Origin of the sequence: Novosphingobium fuchskuhlense (assembly GCF_001519075.1) — a bacterium.
Lineage (GTDB): Bacteria > Pseudomonadota > Alphaproteobacteria > Sphingomonadales > Sphingomonadaceae > Novosphingobium > Novosphingobium fuchskuhlense.
The window spans coordinates 636,299-653,268 of sequence record NZ_KQ954244.1 but is presented as its reverse complement, the minus strand read 5'-3'; the positions used below and the strand labels follow the sequence as shown (position 1 = coordinate 653,268).

The following is a 16,970-nucleotide window of genomic DNA, read 5'->3' as shown; positions in this document are numbered from 1 at the left end:
CACGTGAAGACCAACAAGAACACCGTGCTGAAGGCCGGTGCCGCGCCTTTCGCTGTCGCGCTCGCGCTCGTTTCCGCCCCCGCGTTCGCGCAGCAGGCGGCTCCGCAGGCTGACGCCGCGACCGAGACCAACGAACCCACCGCGATCGTCGTTACCGGCAGCCTCATCCGCAACCCGAATCTGGTGCAGGCCACGCCCGTCAACGTGACGACGGCTGACCAGATCGCGCTCAAGCAGTCGAACACCGCGGAAGAAGTTCTGCGCCAGGTGCCCGGCATCGTGCCGAACATCGGTTCGGCGGTGAACAACGGCAACGGCGGTTCGTCTTACGTCGACCTTCGCGGCCTCGGTTCGAACCGCAACATCGTCCTGCTCGACGGCCAGCGCATCGTCCCGGCCGACCTTCAGGGCCGCGTCGACCTCAACAACATCCCGCTCGCCCTGATCAGCCGCGTCGACTCGCTGACCGGTGCGGCCGTGACCACCTATGGTGCGGACGCCATCACCGGCGTTGTCAACTTCGTCACCAAGAAGGACTTTGCCGGCGTCGATCTCGCCGTTTCGGACCAGCTCACCGAGCAGGGTGACGGCAACTACTTCCGCGCCGACGTGACCACCGGCGTCAACTTCGACGACGGCCGCGGCAACGCCGTGCTGAGCCTCGGCTACCAGAAGTCGAACGCCGTCTATCAGGGCGCGCGCGACTTCTCCAACATCCAGCTCGACAGCTTCTCGGGCACGGCTGGCGGTTCGGGCACCACGGCTCCGTCGCGTTTCTCGATCAACGGCGGCAACCGCCAGATCGATCCGACCACGGGCTTCCTGAAGACGACCGGCGGTTTCAACGCCTTCAACTTCAACCCCTACAACATCTTCCAGACGCCGTTCCAGCGCTTCAACATCTTCGCCCAGGCGAACTACCAGCTCTCGGATGCGGTTGAAGTCTATACCCGCGGCCTGTTCTCGAAGAACACCGTCAAGACCATCATCGCGCCTTCGGGTCTGTTCGCCGAGCGCATGACGATCCCGTTCAGCAACCCCTACCTGCCCGACGGCGCTGCCAGCCAGTTCTGCGCCGCCAACGGCTTGACCGATGCCCAGTGCGTTGCTGCCCGCGCCGCGACCGATCCGACGGATCCGAACTACCGCACCTTCAACACGGTGGTGCGCCGTCGTTTCGTCGAAACCGGCACTCGCAATTCGCAGTTCACCACCAATGTGTTCGACTACTCGCTCGGCTTCCGCGGCGCGCTGACGAAGACGGTGAACTGGGACGTTCGCGCCAGCTACGGCGAGAGCGACCGCCTGCAGACCATCACCGGGTACGTGCTCAAGTCGCGTGTTCAGGATGCACTGCTCGCGACCAGCCGGACTGAGTGCCTCAGCCAGAACGATGGCTGCGTGCCGATCAACCTGTTCGGTCCTGCCGGCTCGATCACGCCGCAGCAGGCTGCCTACACGCTGTCGCCTTCGACCACAGCGAACAATACCTCGCTGCTGCAGGTTCGCGGCCTGCTTTCGGGTGATTTCGGCTTCACCGTTCCGACTGCGAGCGAGCCGGTTGGCTTTGCGGCTGGTGCGGAATACCGCAAGTACAAGGCGGTCCAGATTTCTGACACCCTTTCGAAGACTCCGGGCGAGCTTGGTGGCGCGGGCGGTGCTGCTCCCGACATCAACGGCGCCTACAGCGTGTGGGAAAGCTACGGCGAACTCGTGGCGCCGCTCGTTTCGGACAAGCCCTTCTTCAAGAGCCTGACCGTCGAAGGCGGCGTGCGCTACTCGAAGTACAGCGTGCAGGGCGGCAAGAAGACCGAGACCTGGACCTACAAGGTTGGCGGCAGCTGGGAGCCGGTGGATCAGCTCAAGCTGCGTGGCAACTACTCGCGCGCGGTTCGTGCACCCAACATCGCCGAACTGTTCACGCCCAACACCACCGGCCTGACCAACCTTGGCCAGGATCCGTGCTCGGGCGACAAGCCGCTCAAGAGCGATGTCCTCAAGGCTGTCTGCCTTGCTCAGGGCGCTCCGGCGAACTCGATCGGCCAGATCCAGGATCCGACAGCGGCCCAGGCCAACATCACCACCGGTGGCAACCTCAACCTGAACCCGGAAAAGGCAACGACCTACACCGTCGGCGCCGTCGTTCAGGGCCTGTCGTTCCTGCCCGGCTTCTCGGCTTCGGTTGACTACTACAACATCAAGGTGACCGACCAGATCGGTACCCCGCTGCCTGCCGACCTTATCTCCGCCTGCTTCGGCAACCTCACGGCGGCGAGCGCCACGGATCCGGCTTGCACGATCATCCGTCGCGATCCCTCGACCGGCGGTCTGGACGGCAGCCCCGCAACGACCAAGGGTCTGTTCGGTGGCCTGACCAACCAGGGCAAGCTGTTCACCGACGGTGTCGACGTGATCCTCAACTACCAGCGTCCGATCGGCGCGGTGAAGTGGACCCTCAACGCCGTGGCGAACTTCACCTTCCACTCGAAGTTCAAGGCCACCCCGAGCGGCTTCGATCGCGAGTGCGTCGGCTACTACTCGGTGAACTGCTCGTTCACCGGCTCGATCCAGCCGCGTCGCACCTGGTCGGTGCAGAACACCTTCAGCTTCAAGGCGATGGACCTGTCGCTGCTGTGGCGCCATCAGTCGAGCGCGAAGCAGGAACCCTGCAACGCGGTCGAGCCCTGCACGACGCGTGCCTTCAACGGCACGATCCCGGCGGACAGCGGCGCGCTCAGCGGCCAGGCGGTCAACTTCGGCAAGATCGACTCGTTCGACTACCTCGACGTGACGACCCGCTTCAATGTCGAGCAGTTCACCTTGACCTTCACGGTGCAGAACCTGTTCAACACGAAGCCGCCGATCGTGGGCAACACCATCGGTTCGACCGCGTACAACAGCGGCAACACCTTCCCGTCGTCGTACGACGCGCTGGGTCGTCGCTTCGCGATCGGTGCTCGCGTCAAGTTCTGATCCTTACCGATCAGGCACCAAACAGGGGGGCGGGCAGCAATGCCCGCCCCTTTTTTACCTGCCGCGTCCGCAGCGGTTGACCTGAGGCACGGCGCAGGTGATGGCACCTGGCATGGCCGAGGACCTCGAGACCGCCGCACAAGCCGCTGCCGCAGCGCTCGCTGCCGGGCGCGGCACGGCGCAGGATTGCACCACGCTCGGCTGGCACCGCGCGCTTGCCGGGGATCACGCCGGGGCAGGTGCCCTGTTCGAGCGGGCGCTGCAGCTGAACCCGCGCGACGTGGAAGCCATGATTGGCCTTGCGGGGCTTCATCGCGCTGCGGGTCGGCTGCGCGATGCGGCGCTCAGCTGTGATGCCGCGCTTGCTGTGGCGCCCGGCTACCCGGAGGCCTGGTTCGAGCGCGCCTGTGTCATGGCGGCGGGCGGCGTGATGGACGAGGCGCGACGCTGCTATGCAGAGGTTCTGGCACGGGCACCGGCCCATGCGGCGGCCCATGCGGGGCTAGCCGCGATTGCCGCGCGCGATGGCGAAGAGGAAATCGGCCGCCGGCACGCCCTAGCAGCACTTGCCGCCGAGCCCGGCCACACCGGGGCGGTCGCGGCGCTTGCCGCCATCGAGCTCGAAGCGGGTGACGCGCAGGCGGCTCGCGATCTTGTCGAACCGGCGCTCGCCCGCCTCACGGCCCCTTCGCCGGAGCGGATGGAACTGCTGCATACGCTGGGCGATGCCTGCGGCCGCCTGCGCGACTTTGGCGCCGCCTTTGCCGCATATGCGAAGGCCAAGCAGGATTTCGCCGCGATCCACGCTGGGACGTTTGCTGGTCGGCAGTCGCACCGTGATTTCATTGCCGGTGTGACGACGCCGTTGGCGACGATGGACGTCTCCGGCTGGCTAGCGCCCACCACTTCCACCGCGCCGCCGCATGTGTTCGTGCTGGGCTATCCGCGCAGTGGCAACACGCTGCTGGAGAACGTGCTGGCTTCGTTGCCGGGCACCGCCGCGATCGAGGAAATGCCGACGCTGCGAGAGGCGGACATAGCCTTTCTGGCCGAACCGGGCGGGCTGGCAAGGTTCGCCGGGCTCGATGAGGCAGCGCTTGCGTCATACCGCTCCGCGTACTGGCAGCGCGCAGGGCAGGTCCTCGGCCGCGACCCGGCGAGCTTGGCGCTGATCGACATGGATCCGCTGAAGACGATTCGCTTGCCTCTGATCGCCCGGCTGTTTCCATCAGCCAAGGTACTGCTGGTCCGCCGCGATCCGCGCGATGTGGTGTGGAGCTGCTTTCGCACCAGTTTCGCGCTCAGCAATGCGGCGATGGACTTCACCACGCTGGAAGGCGCAGCGCGGCACTACGACGCGCTAATGCAGCTTACCGAAGTTGCGCTCGCGCGGTTGCCGCTGGCTCTGCACGAAGTGCCCTACCATCGCATGGTACAGGACTTCGATGCGACGACGCAGGCGATCTGCCGGTTCGTTGGGCTGGAGTGGACCGAGGCACTTCGCCGCTTCGACCGCACGGCGCGCACGCGGGGCGTCTCGACCGCCAGTGCAAAACAGGTCCGGCGGGGGCTTTACGATGGAACGCGGCAGTGGGAGCCTTATGCAGAATACCTCGAGCCGGTCCTGCCGATCCTCCAGCCGTGGATCGAGAAACTGGGTTACGCGGGCTGAAGCAGTGGGTTGGGGGCATCCATCGCGATGCCGGCCTGCTCCGCCACGTCTAGCGCCCAGCGATGCACCAGATTGATCTCCTCGGCATGTGCCGCGTGGGCAGCAGCATATTCGGCGCGGCGCTGGGTAGGCGTGAACGCCTCACCGGATTTGGAATGGCGCGTGAAGGCTGGCCCGGCCGCGATTCGCGCAACGGTCGAGGGTTCAAGCGCGAGGCCATAATGCCCGGCGGATGCGGCAATCGCGCGTGCGGGGTCGCTGGTAAGCTGCTCGGAGGTCAGGGTGCGAAGCCGCTCCGGTCCCACTTTGGCGGCAAGCAGTGCGAAGAGGCGGTGTTGTGCCAGCCAACCCGTTGCGGCAACCTGCAGGTCGGTCTGGCGAAACACGTCTTCGGGGGTGATGCCAAGCGGCGCCACGATACCGGCCTTGAGATAGCCTTCCAATAGCTCGCGCACCCACAACCGGCAGGGCAGCCCCTTACGGACAACCGAAACGAGAAAGGTCTTGAGCGGCGCGTAGAGGAACAGCGCGCGCGCTTCGGGTGCGAGCGCGAGCAGCAGTTCGGCAAAGGGATTGAGCAGGTTGGAGGGCTTGATCACCACACCCTCGCCCTGCGCGAAGGGTCGCGCAAGCAGGCGCAGCGCAAGGTCTGCCGCACGGGCAACGGCTGCTGGCGCCGCGCCGCGGGTACGCATGCCGACGACGTCGTTGAGGATCACCGGTTCTGACAGTCCCATCGCCACACCGGGTGCCGCCAGGGCGCGGGTCAGCAGCGTGGAGCCGCAGAAAGCGGAATGGAGCAGCAGGCCAAGAGGACGCCGCGGCATTCCGGCGAGCAGCTCGACAGCCGGCACATCGACCTGGTCAGGCATGGCGCCAAAGTGCGCGGCAAAGCTCTCGTCGGTCAGGAAGGCCATGCCTTCATGCGCCGCGCGGGGCACGTGGGCGAAGCGGACCGCGTCCGTGCCTTCGACCAGCCTGTGAGCGAGCCATTCGGCATCACCAAGTTGGAACGACCTTGAAGCCATGCCGCCAGCCTTAGGGCGCACGCCTCGCTCCTGCAACGCCGCTTGCCTGACGCGCGCGGCGCTGTAGACACTGGCGGCGATGACACCAGCTCCGATCGATCGCGCCCGGGCCCAGGCCGCCAATGCCCGTGCCATGGCTGCGCTCAGGGCCGGCGATGCGCCCGCCGCGATCCAGGCGGCGCGCGAGGCGGCAGAGGCTGACCCGCAGGCGTTGTCGCTGTGGATCAATCTGGCGCTCGCCTGCCGGATGGGTGGCGACAGCGCGGGCGAGCGCGGAGCGCTGGAGCGGGCGCTCGATCTCGACCGGCTGGACTTCACGGCACAGCTGCGCATGGCTCAACTGCTCCAGCGCGAAGGCGACGAGACCAAGGCTCTGCTTGCGTGGGACGGGGTGCTGCAACTGGCGCAGCACTTTCCTGGCCTGCCCGACCCGGTCCGCGCCGAGCTTTCTGCCGGTGAGGGCTATTGCGCTGCCTTGCGTGCGCGGATTGCAGCGGCCACGCGCGCTGCGCTCGCGACTGATGCCGATTTGCGTGACGAGACCGAGCGGCGCCGGATCGACGCCTTTGCCTCGGCAGCGCTGGGACAGCGACGTATCTACGTGAACGAGTGCGCCGGGCTGCACTATCCGTTCCTGCCTGCCGATGAATTCTTCGACCGTCGCCACTTCCCCTGGTTCGCGGCGCTGGAAGCAGAGGCCGCGGCAATCCGGGCCGAACTCGATGCGCTGCTGGCCGAACCTGGCGAGGCGATCCGGCCCTATGTGCGGATGGAGGCGGGCAGCCCGGACAACAAGTGGACCGCGCTCGATGGCTCGCTCGATTGGTCGGCCTGCTTTCTATGGGAATATGGCGTGCCCAACGCGGCCGTTGTTGAACGATGCCCGCACACCGCCCGGGTTCTGCAAAACCTGTCGCTCGCACGGATTCCGGGCCGCGCGCCGAATGCGTTCTTCTCGATTTTGCAGCCGCACAGCCGCATCCCGGCACACACCGGTGTCACCAATACCCGCGCGATTGTCCACCTTGCGCTCGACGTGCCGCCAGGCTGCGGATTCCGGGTAGGCGGAGAGATGCGTGAGTGGGTGGAGGGCAAGGCCTTTGCTTTCGATGACACGATAGAGCACGAAGCGTGGAACGACAGCGACGCCCGGCGCGCGGTCCTGATCATCGACACGTGGAATCCGCATCTTACCGAGCGTGAATGCGCGGCCATTTCTGCGTACTTCGCGGCAAACGATGCTGCCCTCGGTTAGCACGTTTCCCCGCCTTGCGGGCTGGTCGGCGGCCAGTTAGATACACCTAGCCCCTAATCGCCAGAGGATCACTGCGCATGCCTGCGTCATTCTTGTTTGCTCTTGCTGTCGTCGCGACGAGTCCTGAGGCCCCTGCGACAGTTATTCCGGCGTTCGACAAAGATCCCACCGTGATGACGCAATCGGAGATCCGGGCGTTCAATTTGGGACGCGATAAAAAGGATCCGAACTATATTCGATGCAAGCGCTTCGAAGAAACCGGTTCGCTGATCAAGCGGACATTGACCTGCCACACTAACGCCCAGTGGGAAAAAGAGTTTCTCGAGGGCAATCAGAATGCACGCGACACGGTCGACAGAATGACGCCGAAGTTGATAAACGGCCACGAGTAGGGCGCCTATTGCGCGAGGCGCACGACCCGGATGAACGCGCCCTTGTCGATCGAGGCGAGGTAGCTGCCCAGCGTGCCGCGCTTGATGCGGATGCCGATGCCGGGCTTGGCAAAGGTAGCGCCGCCATCGGTCTGCTTCCAGCGGGCGCCATCGGCCAGTGTGAAGATAGCTAGGCCATCGGCGGTGCGGCGCACCGCGGTGATGGTGCTTTCGATTTCCTTTACGTCGTCGCCGTCGTTCTCGGCGGCGCCGAAGAGCTTGAGCTTGGGCAAGGTGAAGCCGAAGAGGCCCTTCTTGGTCTCACGGATTGTCGCGCGGTCGGCGACGACGATGTCTGCCTTGTCGCGCGCGGCGGCAAGTGCGGCGACGCTCCGGTCGTAGCAGGCAAGCCTTTCGCTATCTGAAGTGAGAGTGCGGCAATTGACCACTGCCTCGAACACGGGCGGCAGATCCTTCGGTATGGCGGACGTTTCCTTGCTCGCCAGCGGGGCGGCGGCGAGCGCGAGGACCAGCGCCGTGGCTATTGGGGCAAGGAGGCTCGGCGTGGGGCGCAACATGGGATATTCCTCTCCTTGGGCATCTGCGCGGCCTTCTTCGCGCGCTGGACCTGGAAGGTCAATCGAGCCACGCTTCGGCCCGTCGCTGCGCAGCGGATCGTACCTTGTATTTTGCGGGTCCGTAACCATCTGCCCTCCACCAGCGGACGGCTCCGTGACAACTCTGTGCCCATCTTCACAACTGGGCCGGAAACCACGCGGTCGGGCTTTGGCCGATCAAGCGGTCCCGCTGATGCGACACTAGATTGGACGGTGTGGAATGACGCTTTTCGGCAAGGATCTGGTTCGCTCGCTGGCTTTGGGCTTTGTGCTCGGCTCGGCGGCCATGGCGCTCACCTATGGAGTGCAGCCGGCGCAGGCCGCATCCGCTTCGGTTCCTGCGGTTGAGACCGTACGATGAGCCGCGCCCGGTTTTTTGTCGCCGCGCTCGGCGCCGCACTCGTGGCGGCCTGTTTCCAGCCGGCACAGGCCGAGTCTGTGGTTGCCGCCCCGGAAGCTCTGGTGAAGGCCCGCGAGGGCAAGGGGCTCAAGACCGCTGTTCTTGCAGGTGGATGCTTTTGGGGCATGGAGGCGGTGTTCAGCCATGTGAAGGGAGTGACCAGTGTCGTGTCGGGCTTCGAGGGCGGCCGCAAGGCCGATGCGCGGTATGAGACCGTCAGCACCGGCACGACGGGCCACGCCGAAGCTGTGCGGATCACCTATGATCCAGCGGTGGTGCGCTTTGACCAATTGCTGCAGGTGTATTTTTCGGTGGCAGCCGATCCCACCCAGCTCAATCGGCAAGGTCCCGATACCGGCCCGCAGTATCGCGGCGCGATCGTGCCGCTCAGCCCCGAACAGGCTCGGGTAACGACCGGATATCTGGCCCAGCTCGGGAAGGCGGGCCTCTGGAAGCGCCCGATCGTCACGGCAGTGGAACCCGATCACGGCTTCTTTCCGGCAGAAGGCTATCATCAGGACTTCGCGCTGAAGAACCCTGACCATCCCTATATCCGCTATTGGGACGTGCCCAAGGTGGCTGCCCTGAAGCGGGTGTTCCCGGGGCTGTGGAAACCCGATTTTACGCGCGGCTGACACGCGGATTTGCGCTAGCGCGCAAGGCGGCGTATTTCCCGGGCTATGTCGGGCCAACACAACCATCACGATTTCGCCGGCGACATGCTGGTGGATGCTGCACGCGGGGCGCTTCAGGCTGCCGGCGAGCAATGGACCGATATGCGCAGCGACGTCTTCGAAGCGCTGGCGGCGCACGAAAAGCCCGCGTCGGCCTACGACATTGCCGAAAGCGTAGGTGTGCGTCGGGGCAAGCGGGTGGCGGCCAACAGCGTATACCGAATCCTCGATCTGTTCGTGCGCACCAATCTTGCGCGGCGGGTCGAAAGCGCAAACGCCTATGTCGCGAACACGCATCCCGGCTGCCACCACGACTGCATCTTCCTGATCTGCGACATCTGCGGTGAGGCGACTCATCTCGACGACGACAGCCTGACCGGCGCGCTGCGCGATGCGGCGCACCGGGCCGGATTTGCCGCTGTGCGCCCGGTGGTGGAAATCCGCGGTTGCTGCGATGCCTGTGGTTTGGGGGCTAGCGCCACCTGATCGTCTGCATCACTTTCTGAGCAAGACGGGTTCGACACAGCCATTACAAGGGTGTAAGACACCTTAATGTCCAAACCGGTTACGCCGCTGCTCGATACGGTCGATACGCCTGACGACCTTCGCAAGCTCCAGCCTTCGCAACTCCGCCAGCTCGCGGATGAACTGCGCGATGAAATGATCGCCACCGTCGGGCAGACCGGCGGTCACCTCGGTTCAGGGCTTGGCGTGGTCGAGCTGACGACCGCGATCCATTACGTGTTTGAAACCCCGCGCGACCGGCTGATCTGGGACGTCGGCCACCAGGCCTATCCGCACAAGATCCTCACCGGCCGGCGCAGCCGCATGCGCACCCTGCGCCAAGGCGGCGGGCTGTCCGGCTTCACCAAGCGCAGCGAGAGCGAATACGATCCGTTCGGCACGGCGCATTCCTCCACCTCGATCTCGGCGGCGCTTGGCTTTGCCGTGGCAAACAAGTTGGCCAACCAGCCGGGCAAGGCCATCGCGGTGATCGGTGACGGTGCGATGAGCGCGGGCATGGCCTATGAGGCGATGAACAACGCGGCCGAGGCCGGGAACCGCCTCGTCGTCATCCTGAACGATAACGACATGTCAATCGCGCCCCCGGTCGGCGGGCTCTCGGCCTATCTGGCGCGGCTCGTGTCCTCCCGGCCGTTCCTTGAACTGCGCGAGATGTTCAAGGCGATCTCGCGCCGCCTGCCCGAGCCGCTGCACAAGGCGGCGCGCAAGACCGACGAATTCGCGCGCGGCATGGCGATGGGCGGCACCTTGTTCGAGGAGCTCGGCTTCTATTACGTCGGGCCTATCGACGGGCACAACCTTGATCAGCTGATCCCGGTGCTGGAGAACGTGCGCGATGCGGCCGAAGGGCCGTGCCTCGTCCATGTGGTGACACAGAAGGGCAAGGGCTATGCTCCGGCCGAGAACGCGGCGGACAAGTATCACGGCGTCCAGAAGTTCGACGTGATCACCGGCGAGCAGGCCAAGAGCGCGGCAGGACCGCCGAGCTACACAGCTGTGTTCGCCCAGGCGCTCATGGCCGAAGCGGCGCGCGATGCCACGATCTGCGCGATCACGGCTGCGATGCCTTCGGGCACGGGTCTCGACAAGTTCGCCAAGGCGTATTCAGAGAGACATTTCGATGTCGGCATTGCCGAGCAACACGCCGTCACGTTTGCCGCAGGCCTGGCCGCGCAAGGTATGCGGCCTTTCTGCGCGATCTATTCGACGTTCCTGCAACGCGCTTATGATCAGGTCGTCCACGATGTGGCGATCCAGAACCTGCCGGTGCGCTTCGCAATCGATCGCGCCGGCCTGGTCGGCGCCGATGGCGCAACGCATGCGGGTTCGTTCGACGTGACCTATCTCGCCACGTTGCCAAACATGGTCGTGATGGCTGCGGCAGATGAAGCCGAACTGGTCCACATGGTCCACACCGCAGCGATGCACGACAGCGGGCCGATCGCGTTCCGCTATCCGCGCGGCAACGGCGTCGGCGTACCAATGCCCGAGGTTCCCGAGCGGCTCGAGATCGGCAAGGGCCGCGTTGTGCGCGAAGGGAGCAAGGTTGCCATCCTCTCGCTGGGCACGCGGCTGGCTGAAGCGCTCAAGGCGGCAGACCATCTCGATGCCAAGGGTCTTTCGACCACGGTGGCCGACCTGCGTTTTGTCAAGCCGCTCGACGAGGCGCTGATCCGCCGCCTGATGGCATCGCACGATGTGATCGTAACGGTGGAGGAAGGCGCGATCGGTGGGCTCGGCGCGCACGTGCTGACGATGGCGAGTGACGAAGGGTTGACCGATGCGGGCCTGCGGATCCGCACCTTGCGACTGCCCGACGTGTTCCAGGACCAAGATGCGCCGGATAAGCAGTACGATGCCGCGGGCCTCAATGCCCCCCAGATCGTCGATACGGTCCTGAAGGCCTTGCGCCACAACAGCGCCGGAGTGCAGGAAGCGCGCGCCTGACGACCGGACTGTTTGCCGGGCGCCCGCTTCGCTGGCTCAATACTGCTCGGTCCAGAGCCACACTCCGGCCGGGATAAGCGCGAGCCGCAGATGAAGCCACGTCAGCAACAACCATGCCGGCACTGCGGCCAACCAGTAAAGGCCGAGATGACCGAATGCTGCGGGATTGGGAAAAAATGGTGTGCGCCTCATCCAGACGCGCCAATCCTGACCATGTAGCGCGACCTTCTTCGCATCCTGACCATATGATCCGATCACCGCCAGCAGGATCACGCCGCCGGCCAGAATGATTGTCCTTGCGCTCGGTGCGACGAGGATATGCGCCACACCCCAGAGCGTGAAAGCGGACATCATCGGATGCCGGGTGACTTTGAACACGCCCTTCGGGAGGCGAGTAGACAGGCCTGAGACATCAGTGCCGGCAAGGGCCGGATTGCCGATGAGCGAGGCCAGAAACAGTGCGAGGGCGGTGATCGTCAGCAACGAAGCGATCACCCAGGGAACAAGCGCTTGCCCTTCCCACAACTGCGGCTGGGGCGAGGCCTTGCCAAAGGAGATGACCGCTCCACTAAACAAGACCAGCGAAACCAGCGAATACATCACAAGGAAGCCGGTCTGACCGAACAGACTGACCAGACCGCGGCGCAAAGGGTGCGACATAAGCAGATGGCTACCGACGAAGGCGGTCATCCCCAATGCAAGCAGCAAAGTCGCCATATCCAAGGTTTGGTTCCTTCTGTGATGCTTGCCCCCGTTGGATCGGCAGAGCAGGTTCGTGATCACTCGTAGGCTTTGGGTAGTCCACTTTCCTTCGGGTAACGATACCTTTGGCGCAAACGTGACTGGTGGTTTACCAGCGATTGCGGCTTTCCGTCGATAAAGATCGTAACCGCACCGGTCGATATCTCGAGTGGATCGCCGTCCCAAAGGACCATGTCGGCAACAAAGCCGGGCTTCAGGCTGCCGAAGGTGCTGCCTCCGCCCAGGATCTCGGCTGGTATCGACGTGATCGCCGCCAGCGCCTGACCCCAGCTCAGCCCGGTGGCACCGGGCACGCGCGACAGGCCAACGAGATTACCTGCAAACTGGGGTGCATAGCGCGGCTGGTCGTTGTCGTAGAAACCGCCGAGCGCCACTTTCACGCCCGCGGCAGTCATCCGCCCCACATTGGACTGTGTCGCGGCGAGCGTCTCGAAACTGCCGGGAAGGTCGGCCAGCGCGCTGGCCAGCACCGGCACCTTGGCTGCGGCGATCTCGTTCGCCACCCGCCAGCCCTCGCCCGCGCCTACAATCACAAGGCGCAGAGCCGGAAACTCGCGGCCCAGTGCGAGTACGCCGCGAATGTCTGCCGCGCGCTCAACATGCACGAAGAGCGGCTGCTTGCCGGTAACCACTGGAATGAGTGCGGCGGCGTCGGCGCGGCTCAGCAGCGCATCGGACGGCTGCCCCAGTGTGAGACCTTCGGTGTCCTTGCCGGGCTTGCGTTGCGCCAGTTCGCGCGCCTCGCGGAGCGCATTGCGCAGCAACGCCTGCGCCGCGACCCGGCTGCCCCCAGCAAGATCCGCGCCGCGCTCGCCCAGTTCGACCAGCTGGAAGGCGCGCGGCTGAACGGCGTCCGGCCCGTTCTGCGCGAGATCGATCACCGCGCCCTGCCCGGCAAAGATCGCATTGGCGGCAATCGGCGCCACGCCAGCACGCGTGATGCCGCTCGCGCGGCTCACCGCAACCGGTGGTGCATCGTTGTCGATCGCCAGTGAGACATCGAGCCCTGCAGAGAACCGCGCGGTGCCGGCATAGCTGTCGTTGCTTTCCTCGACCGCGCCGACGTCTACGAGGCCGAGGTCGGTCATCGCGGAAACCAATCCAGGCGTGACCCACTTGCCGGTGCCGTCGATCACGGGCAGTTCTGCGGGAACAGCCACGTCCTTGCCGGCTGCGACAATCCTGCCTCCGCGGACGACGACCGCGCCGCCGCGAATGGGTGCGCTACCATCGCCTATGGCGACAGTCACGTTGGTGACTGCGAAATCGCCCGACGGTGGTGCCTTGGAGGGGGCATCGGCAGCGGTGGCCGGGATGGCAGTCCCGGCCAGCAGCAGCGCGGCAAGAGCAAGAGCGGTCCGCTTCACTTGACATCTCCTTCGCCGGGCAGGCCAAGCTCGAAATCGCTCACCGGACGTCGTTTCGGATCGGTAGCATCGAACAGCAAGGCCCCATCGACCCAGACTTTCTCGGGCCGCGAGTAGACCGACAGTGGGTTGCCGTTCCACAATACCACATCGCCCATCTTCCCCGCAGCCAGGCTTCCGGTCTGCTTGTCGATGCCAAGCGCCTTGGCCGGATTGAGCGTGATCCATCGGATCACCTGTCCATCGGAAATGTCGATCCCGATCCTTCGTCCAGCGGCGCGCGCTTTGGCGGCCTCCTGATTGAGCCGCTGGATCCCGTTGGCGTCGTCGGAATGGATGATCACGCAGGCCCCGGCATCGGCCAGCAGCGCCGCGTTCTCGGGAATGGCATCGAATGCTTCCATCTTGAAGCCCCACCAGTCGGCCCAGATCGCCGCGCAGATGCCGTTGTCGCGCAGCAGATCACCGATCTTGTAGGCTTCGACCGCGTGGTGGAAGGCCGAGACCTTGTAGCCGAACTCCTTGGCCATATCGATGACCTGCGCCATCTCGTCCGCCCGATAGCAGTGGTTCTGGACAAGGATCTTGCCGTCGAGCACGTCGGCCATCGTATCCATAGCGAGGTCGCGCTCGGTCAGCTTTCCATCGGCGCGCTTCTTGCGGTACTCGGCGGCCTTGATCCAGGCCTGCCGGTCCACCGCGAAATTGCCCATGCGGGTGGAGGGCATCTGGTTTCGTCCGCCGTATACGCGCTTGGGGTTCTCGCCGCAGGCCATCTTCATGCCATAGGGCGCGCCGGGAAACTTCATCGCCTGTACGGTGCGGGCATAGATGTTTTTGAGCACGACCGAGCGCCCGCCAATCAGATTCGCCGAGCCTGGCAGAATCTGCATCGTGGTGACGCCGCCGTTGGTGAGCGCGCGGCTGAAGCCGGGGTCTTGCGGCCAAACGCTGTGTTCGGCCCAGACTTGCGGGGTTGTCGGAGAGGTCGCCTCGTTGCCGTCGGAATGCGCGGGCACACCCGGGCTCGCATAGACGCCGAGATGGCTGTGAATGTCTATTACGCCGGGGGTGACGAATTTGCCGGTTCCGTCAATCCTGCGGTAGCCGTCCGGTACGGCCAGCCGCGCATCGCCGATTGCAACCACCTTGCTGTCACGCAGCAGAACGATCCCGCTCGGGATTTCCCCGCCGGTGCCGTCAAACACTGTGGCGCCAACAATCGCGGTCGGCTCGCCCGGATAAGGCGTGTAGGTCGAGGGGAAGGGATTTTCCTGCCAGACCGGAGTCCCGGGGGCCGACTTGGTTTCCGCAGATCCCGGGCTTGAAGCGGCAATTACCGCAAGGCCGGCCACAAGATGAAGCATGGCGCGGCCGACGGACTTGAAGGGTGTCATTTCGCTCATTTCACACCATGCATGAGGCGCTTCAGGGGCACTGAAAGCGCCAGAAGAACGAGCCCGATAAGGGCTGAAATCTCGCCGATCGTCTGGAACACGCCGACATAAGTGTCGAGGCTGACCTTGAGGTTGGTCACTTCGCCGCCGACCGTCTCCACATTGGCCAGCTGTGCAACGACGCCGGCGACATACTGCGCAACAGCAATCGAGAGGAACCAGGTGCCCATCATCAGGCCGACGATCCGTGCGATCGAGAGCTTGGTCACCATCGAGAGGCCAACCGGCGAAATGCACAGCTCGGCCATTGAGTGGATCAGGTAAAGCCCGGCCAGCCACCACAGTGCGACCTTGTAGTCGGGCCCGGCGAACTGCGCGCCCCAGACGAGGAACAGAAAGCCCGCCCCAACACCGACCAGCGCGACGCCGAATTTCACTGGAATCCCGGGCTCAATCCCGCGCCGCGCCAGCGTGCCCCACAGCATCGAAAACAGCGGCGCGAGTGCGACGATGAAGAAGGCGTTGAAGAACTGGGTCTGCCCGGCGGTGATGGAAAAAAGGCCGAACACATTCATGTCCGTATTGCGATCGGCGAACAGTGTGAGCGAGGAGCCGGCCTGTTCGAAGAGGGTCCAGAACACGGTGTTGAACGTGATGAGGACGATGGCGGCCACCATCATCTCGAACTCGCGCTTGTCGCCATTGCGCCACGACCAGACGAGGATGCCCGGGATCGCGACGATGAAGGTGCCGAACATGATCTTGCCCATGATCGGCAGGCTCATGATGTAGCCGACGAGACCGCTGCCAGCGGGCGGCTTCACGTAGGCCATCAGGTTGGCGAACAGCAGATAGGCCAGCGGGATCGCCAGGATCGCGCCGACATAGACGACAACGTCGCGCGAAGCGTTTGCGCCAGCGGGCCGTTCACCAAAGCCGTCAAGTTTGCCGCCATCGAACTGGAACAGCAGCCACGAGACGGCCATGCCCGCAGCGGCCAGCGCGAAACCCGCCCACCAGCCGAGCCCGCCCCACGAGCCCATGCCCACCGCGAGCAGCGGGCAGAGAATCTGCGAGAACAGCGAACCCAGATTGATGCCCATGTAGAAAATGGTGAAGCCCGCATCGCGCCGTCGGTCGCCCTGCTCGTACAGTTCGCCGACGATGGTCGAGATGTTGGGTTTGAAGAAGCCGTTGCCGACCGTGACGAAGGCGAGGCCGACGATGAGCAGGAAGGTGTAGAGCGGATTGCGCTCCCCCCCGCCCTCGAACCCGCCGGCCGGCACATGACGTGCCTCGCTGCCGTCCCCGCGCAGCAGCGAGACGCTCTTGTCCTCGTTGCCCTTGATCCGCAGCATCGCTCCGTGATCGGTAACGTACTGCTTGCGCGCCTCGCCGCTGCCCTCGACTGTCACTTCGTAACGCGTGCCCTCGATCATCGCATAGGGCTTGGCCGCGCCGCCGGTGCTCGAGACGCAGAGGATTGCGTAGCCGAGGCTCATCAGGATGGCGCCGAACTTGACCGAGCGCTTGGAGCCAAGGAACCGGTCGGCCATCATGCCGCCGATCAGCGGGGTCAGATAGACGAGCGCGGTGAAGCCGCCGTAGAGACCGGTCGTGGTGGTGTCGCTGAACAGGAAATGCTGGGCCAGGTAGAGCGTCAGCAACGCGCGCATGCCGTAGTAGCCGAAGCGCTCCATGGCCTCGGTCGTGAAGAGCCGGGCGAGCTGAGCCGGATGCCCGAACCACAGGTTCTCAGTCTTGCCCTGTCGCGACGCTGCCGTGGCGGCGGCACCAAGCGGTTCTGTCATGACGTGAATGTGCTCCCCTTGCGCATCGTGCGCGGATTTTGACGGCATGATTAGCGTTTAACCGCGCCATTGGAAGGTTCTTGTCGCGGTTTTCCTTGGTGTTTCAGGGGGCAAGGCGCTTTCATGCGCCTCGCCTCGCCTGCGGGACCGAGGATTGTTCTGGCGCGCCGC

Annotated in this window: 14 protein-coding genes; 8 read left to right on the top strand and 6 right to left on the bottom strand. The window is 64.7% G+C overall.

The window, feature by feature from the left end:
• Positions 1-3 precede the first annotated feature (3 nt).
• Both AQZ52_RS02880 and AQZ52_RS02875 read left to right on the top strand, forming a co-directional pair.
• Positions 4-2,973, top strand: coding sequence for a TonB-dependent receptor domain-containing protein (locus AQZ52_RS02880; RefSeq protein ID WP_067906416.1), 2,970 nt, complete (start codon positions 4-6; stop codon positions 2,971-2,973).
• A gap of 112 nt (positions 2,974-3,085) precedes the next feature.
• Entirely contained in the window at positions 3,086-4,645 is a 1,560-nt protein-coding gene (locus AQZ52_RS02875; RefSeq protein ID WP_169793705.1) for a sulfotransferase, read from the top strand.
• On the opposite strand, the gene AQZ52_RS02870 is transcribed toward AQZ52_RS02875, so the two are convergent.
• Positions 4,633-5,673, bottom strand: a complete 1,041-nt coding sequence (locus AQZ52_RS02870) for a hypothetical protein (RefSeq protein WP_067906414.1) — start codon at positions 5,671-5,673, stop codon at positions 4,633-4,635. The genes AQZ52_RS02875 and AQZ52_RS02870 overlap by 13 nt on opposite strands.
• A 79-nt stretch (positions 5,674-5,752) precedes the next feature.
• On the opposite strand from AQZ52_RS02870, the gene AQZ52_RS02865 reads away from it, so the two are divergent.
• Together AQZ52_RS02865 and AQZ52_RS02860 are read left to right on the top strand one after the other, a co-directional pair.
• On the top strand, positions 5,753-6,928 hold the full coding sequence (locus AQZ52_RS02865; protein ID WP_067906413.1) for an aspartyl/asparaginyl beta-hydroxylase domain-containing protein: 1,176 nt from the start codon (positions 5,753-5,755) through the stop codon (positions 6,926-6,928).
• A gap of 77 nt (positions 6,929-7,005) precedes the next feature.
• On the top strand, positions 7,006-7,320 hold the full coding sequence (locus AQZ52_RS02860; RefSeq protein ID WP_067906412.1) for a hypothetical protein: 315 nt from the start codon (positions 7,006-7,008) through the stop codon (positions 7,318-7,320).
• Positions 7,321-7,325: 5 nt separating this feature from the next.
• On the opposite strand, the gene AQZ52_RS02855 is transcribed toward AQZ52_RS02860, so the two are convergent.
• Entirely contained in the window at positions 7,326-7,877 is a 552-nt protein-coding gene (locus AQZ52_RS02855) for a hypothetical protein (RefSeq protein ID WP_067906411.1), read from the bottom strand.
• A gap of 259 nt (positions 7,878-8,136) precedes the next feature.
• On the opposite strand from AQZ52_RS02855, the gene AQZ52_RS18390 reads away from it, so the two are divergent.
• From AQZ52_RS18390 to dxs, 4 genes are all read left to right on the top strand, one after another.
• Entirely contained in the window at positions 8,137-8,277 is a 141-nt protein-coding gene (locus AQZ52_RS18390) for a hypothetical protein (protein WP_156424761.1), read from the top strand.
• Positions 8,274-8,951, top strand: coding sequence for a peptide-methionine (S)-S-oxide reductase MsrA (msrA, locus tag AQZ52_RS02850; RefSeq protein WP_067906410.1), 678 nt, complete (start codon positions 8,274-8,276; stop codon positions 8,949-8,951). The genes AQZ52_RS18390 and msrA overlap by 4 nt, the downstream gene beginning before the upstream one ends.
• Before the next feature lie 45 nt (positions 8,952-8,996).
• Positions 8,997-9,476: a Fur family transcriptional regulator gene (locus AQZ52_RS02845; protein ID WP_067906409.1), complete on the top strand. Its 480-nt coding sequence runs from the start codon at positions 8,997-8,999 to the stop codon at positions 9,474-9,476.
• A gap of 66 nt (positions 9,477-9,542) precedes the next feature.
• Positions 9,543-11,462, top strand: coding sequence for a 1-deoxy-D-xylulose-5-phosphate synthase (gene dxs / locus AQZ52_RS02840; RefSeq protein ID WP_067906408.1), 1,920 nt, complete (start codon positions 9,543-9,545; stop codon positions 11,460-11,462).
• Between the two features lie 36 nt (positions 11,463-11,498).
• On the opposite strand, the gene AQZ52_RS02835 is transcribed toward dxs, so the two are convergent.
• The 4 genes from AQZ52_RS02835 to AQZ52_RS02820 form a co-directional block, all read right to left on the bottom strand.
• Positions 11,499-12,179 (bottom strand): NnrU family protein, encoded by a 681-nt coding sequence (locus AQZ52_RS02835; protein ID WP_067906407.1) that lies wholly within the window; start codon positions 12,177-12,179, stop codon positions 11,499-11,501.
• A 62-nt stretch (positions 12,180-12,241) separates the two neighbouring features.
• On the bottom strand, positions 12,242-13,591 hold the full coding sequence (locus AQZ52_RS02830; RefSeq protein WP_067906406.1) for an amidohydrolase family protein: 1,350 nt from the start codon (positions 13,589-13,591) through the stop codon (positions 12,242-12,244).
• Positions 13,588-14,997: an amidohydrolase gene (locus AQZ52_RS02825; RefSeq protein ID WP_067906405.1), complete on the bottom strand. Its 1,410-nt coding sequence runs from the start codon at positions 14,995-14,997 to the stop codon at positions 13,588-13,590. Before AQZ52_RS02825 ends, AQZ52_RS02830 begins: the two co-directional genes overlap by 4 nt.
• On the bottom strand, positions 14,994-16,799 hold the full coding sequence (locus AQZ52_RS02820; protein WP_067906404.1) for a peptide MFS transporter: 1,806 nt from the start codon (positions 16,797-16,799) through the stop codon (positions 14,994-14,996). Before AQZ52_RS02820 ends, AQZ52_RS02825 begins: the two co-directional genes overlap by 4 nt.
• Positions 16,800-16,970 lie beyond the last annotated feature (171 nt).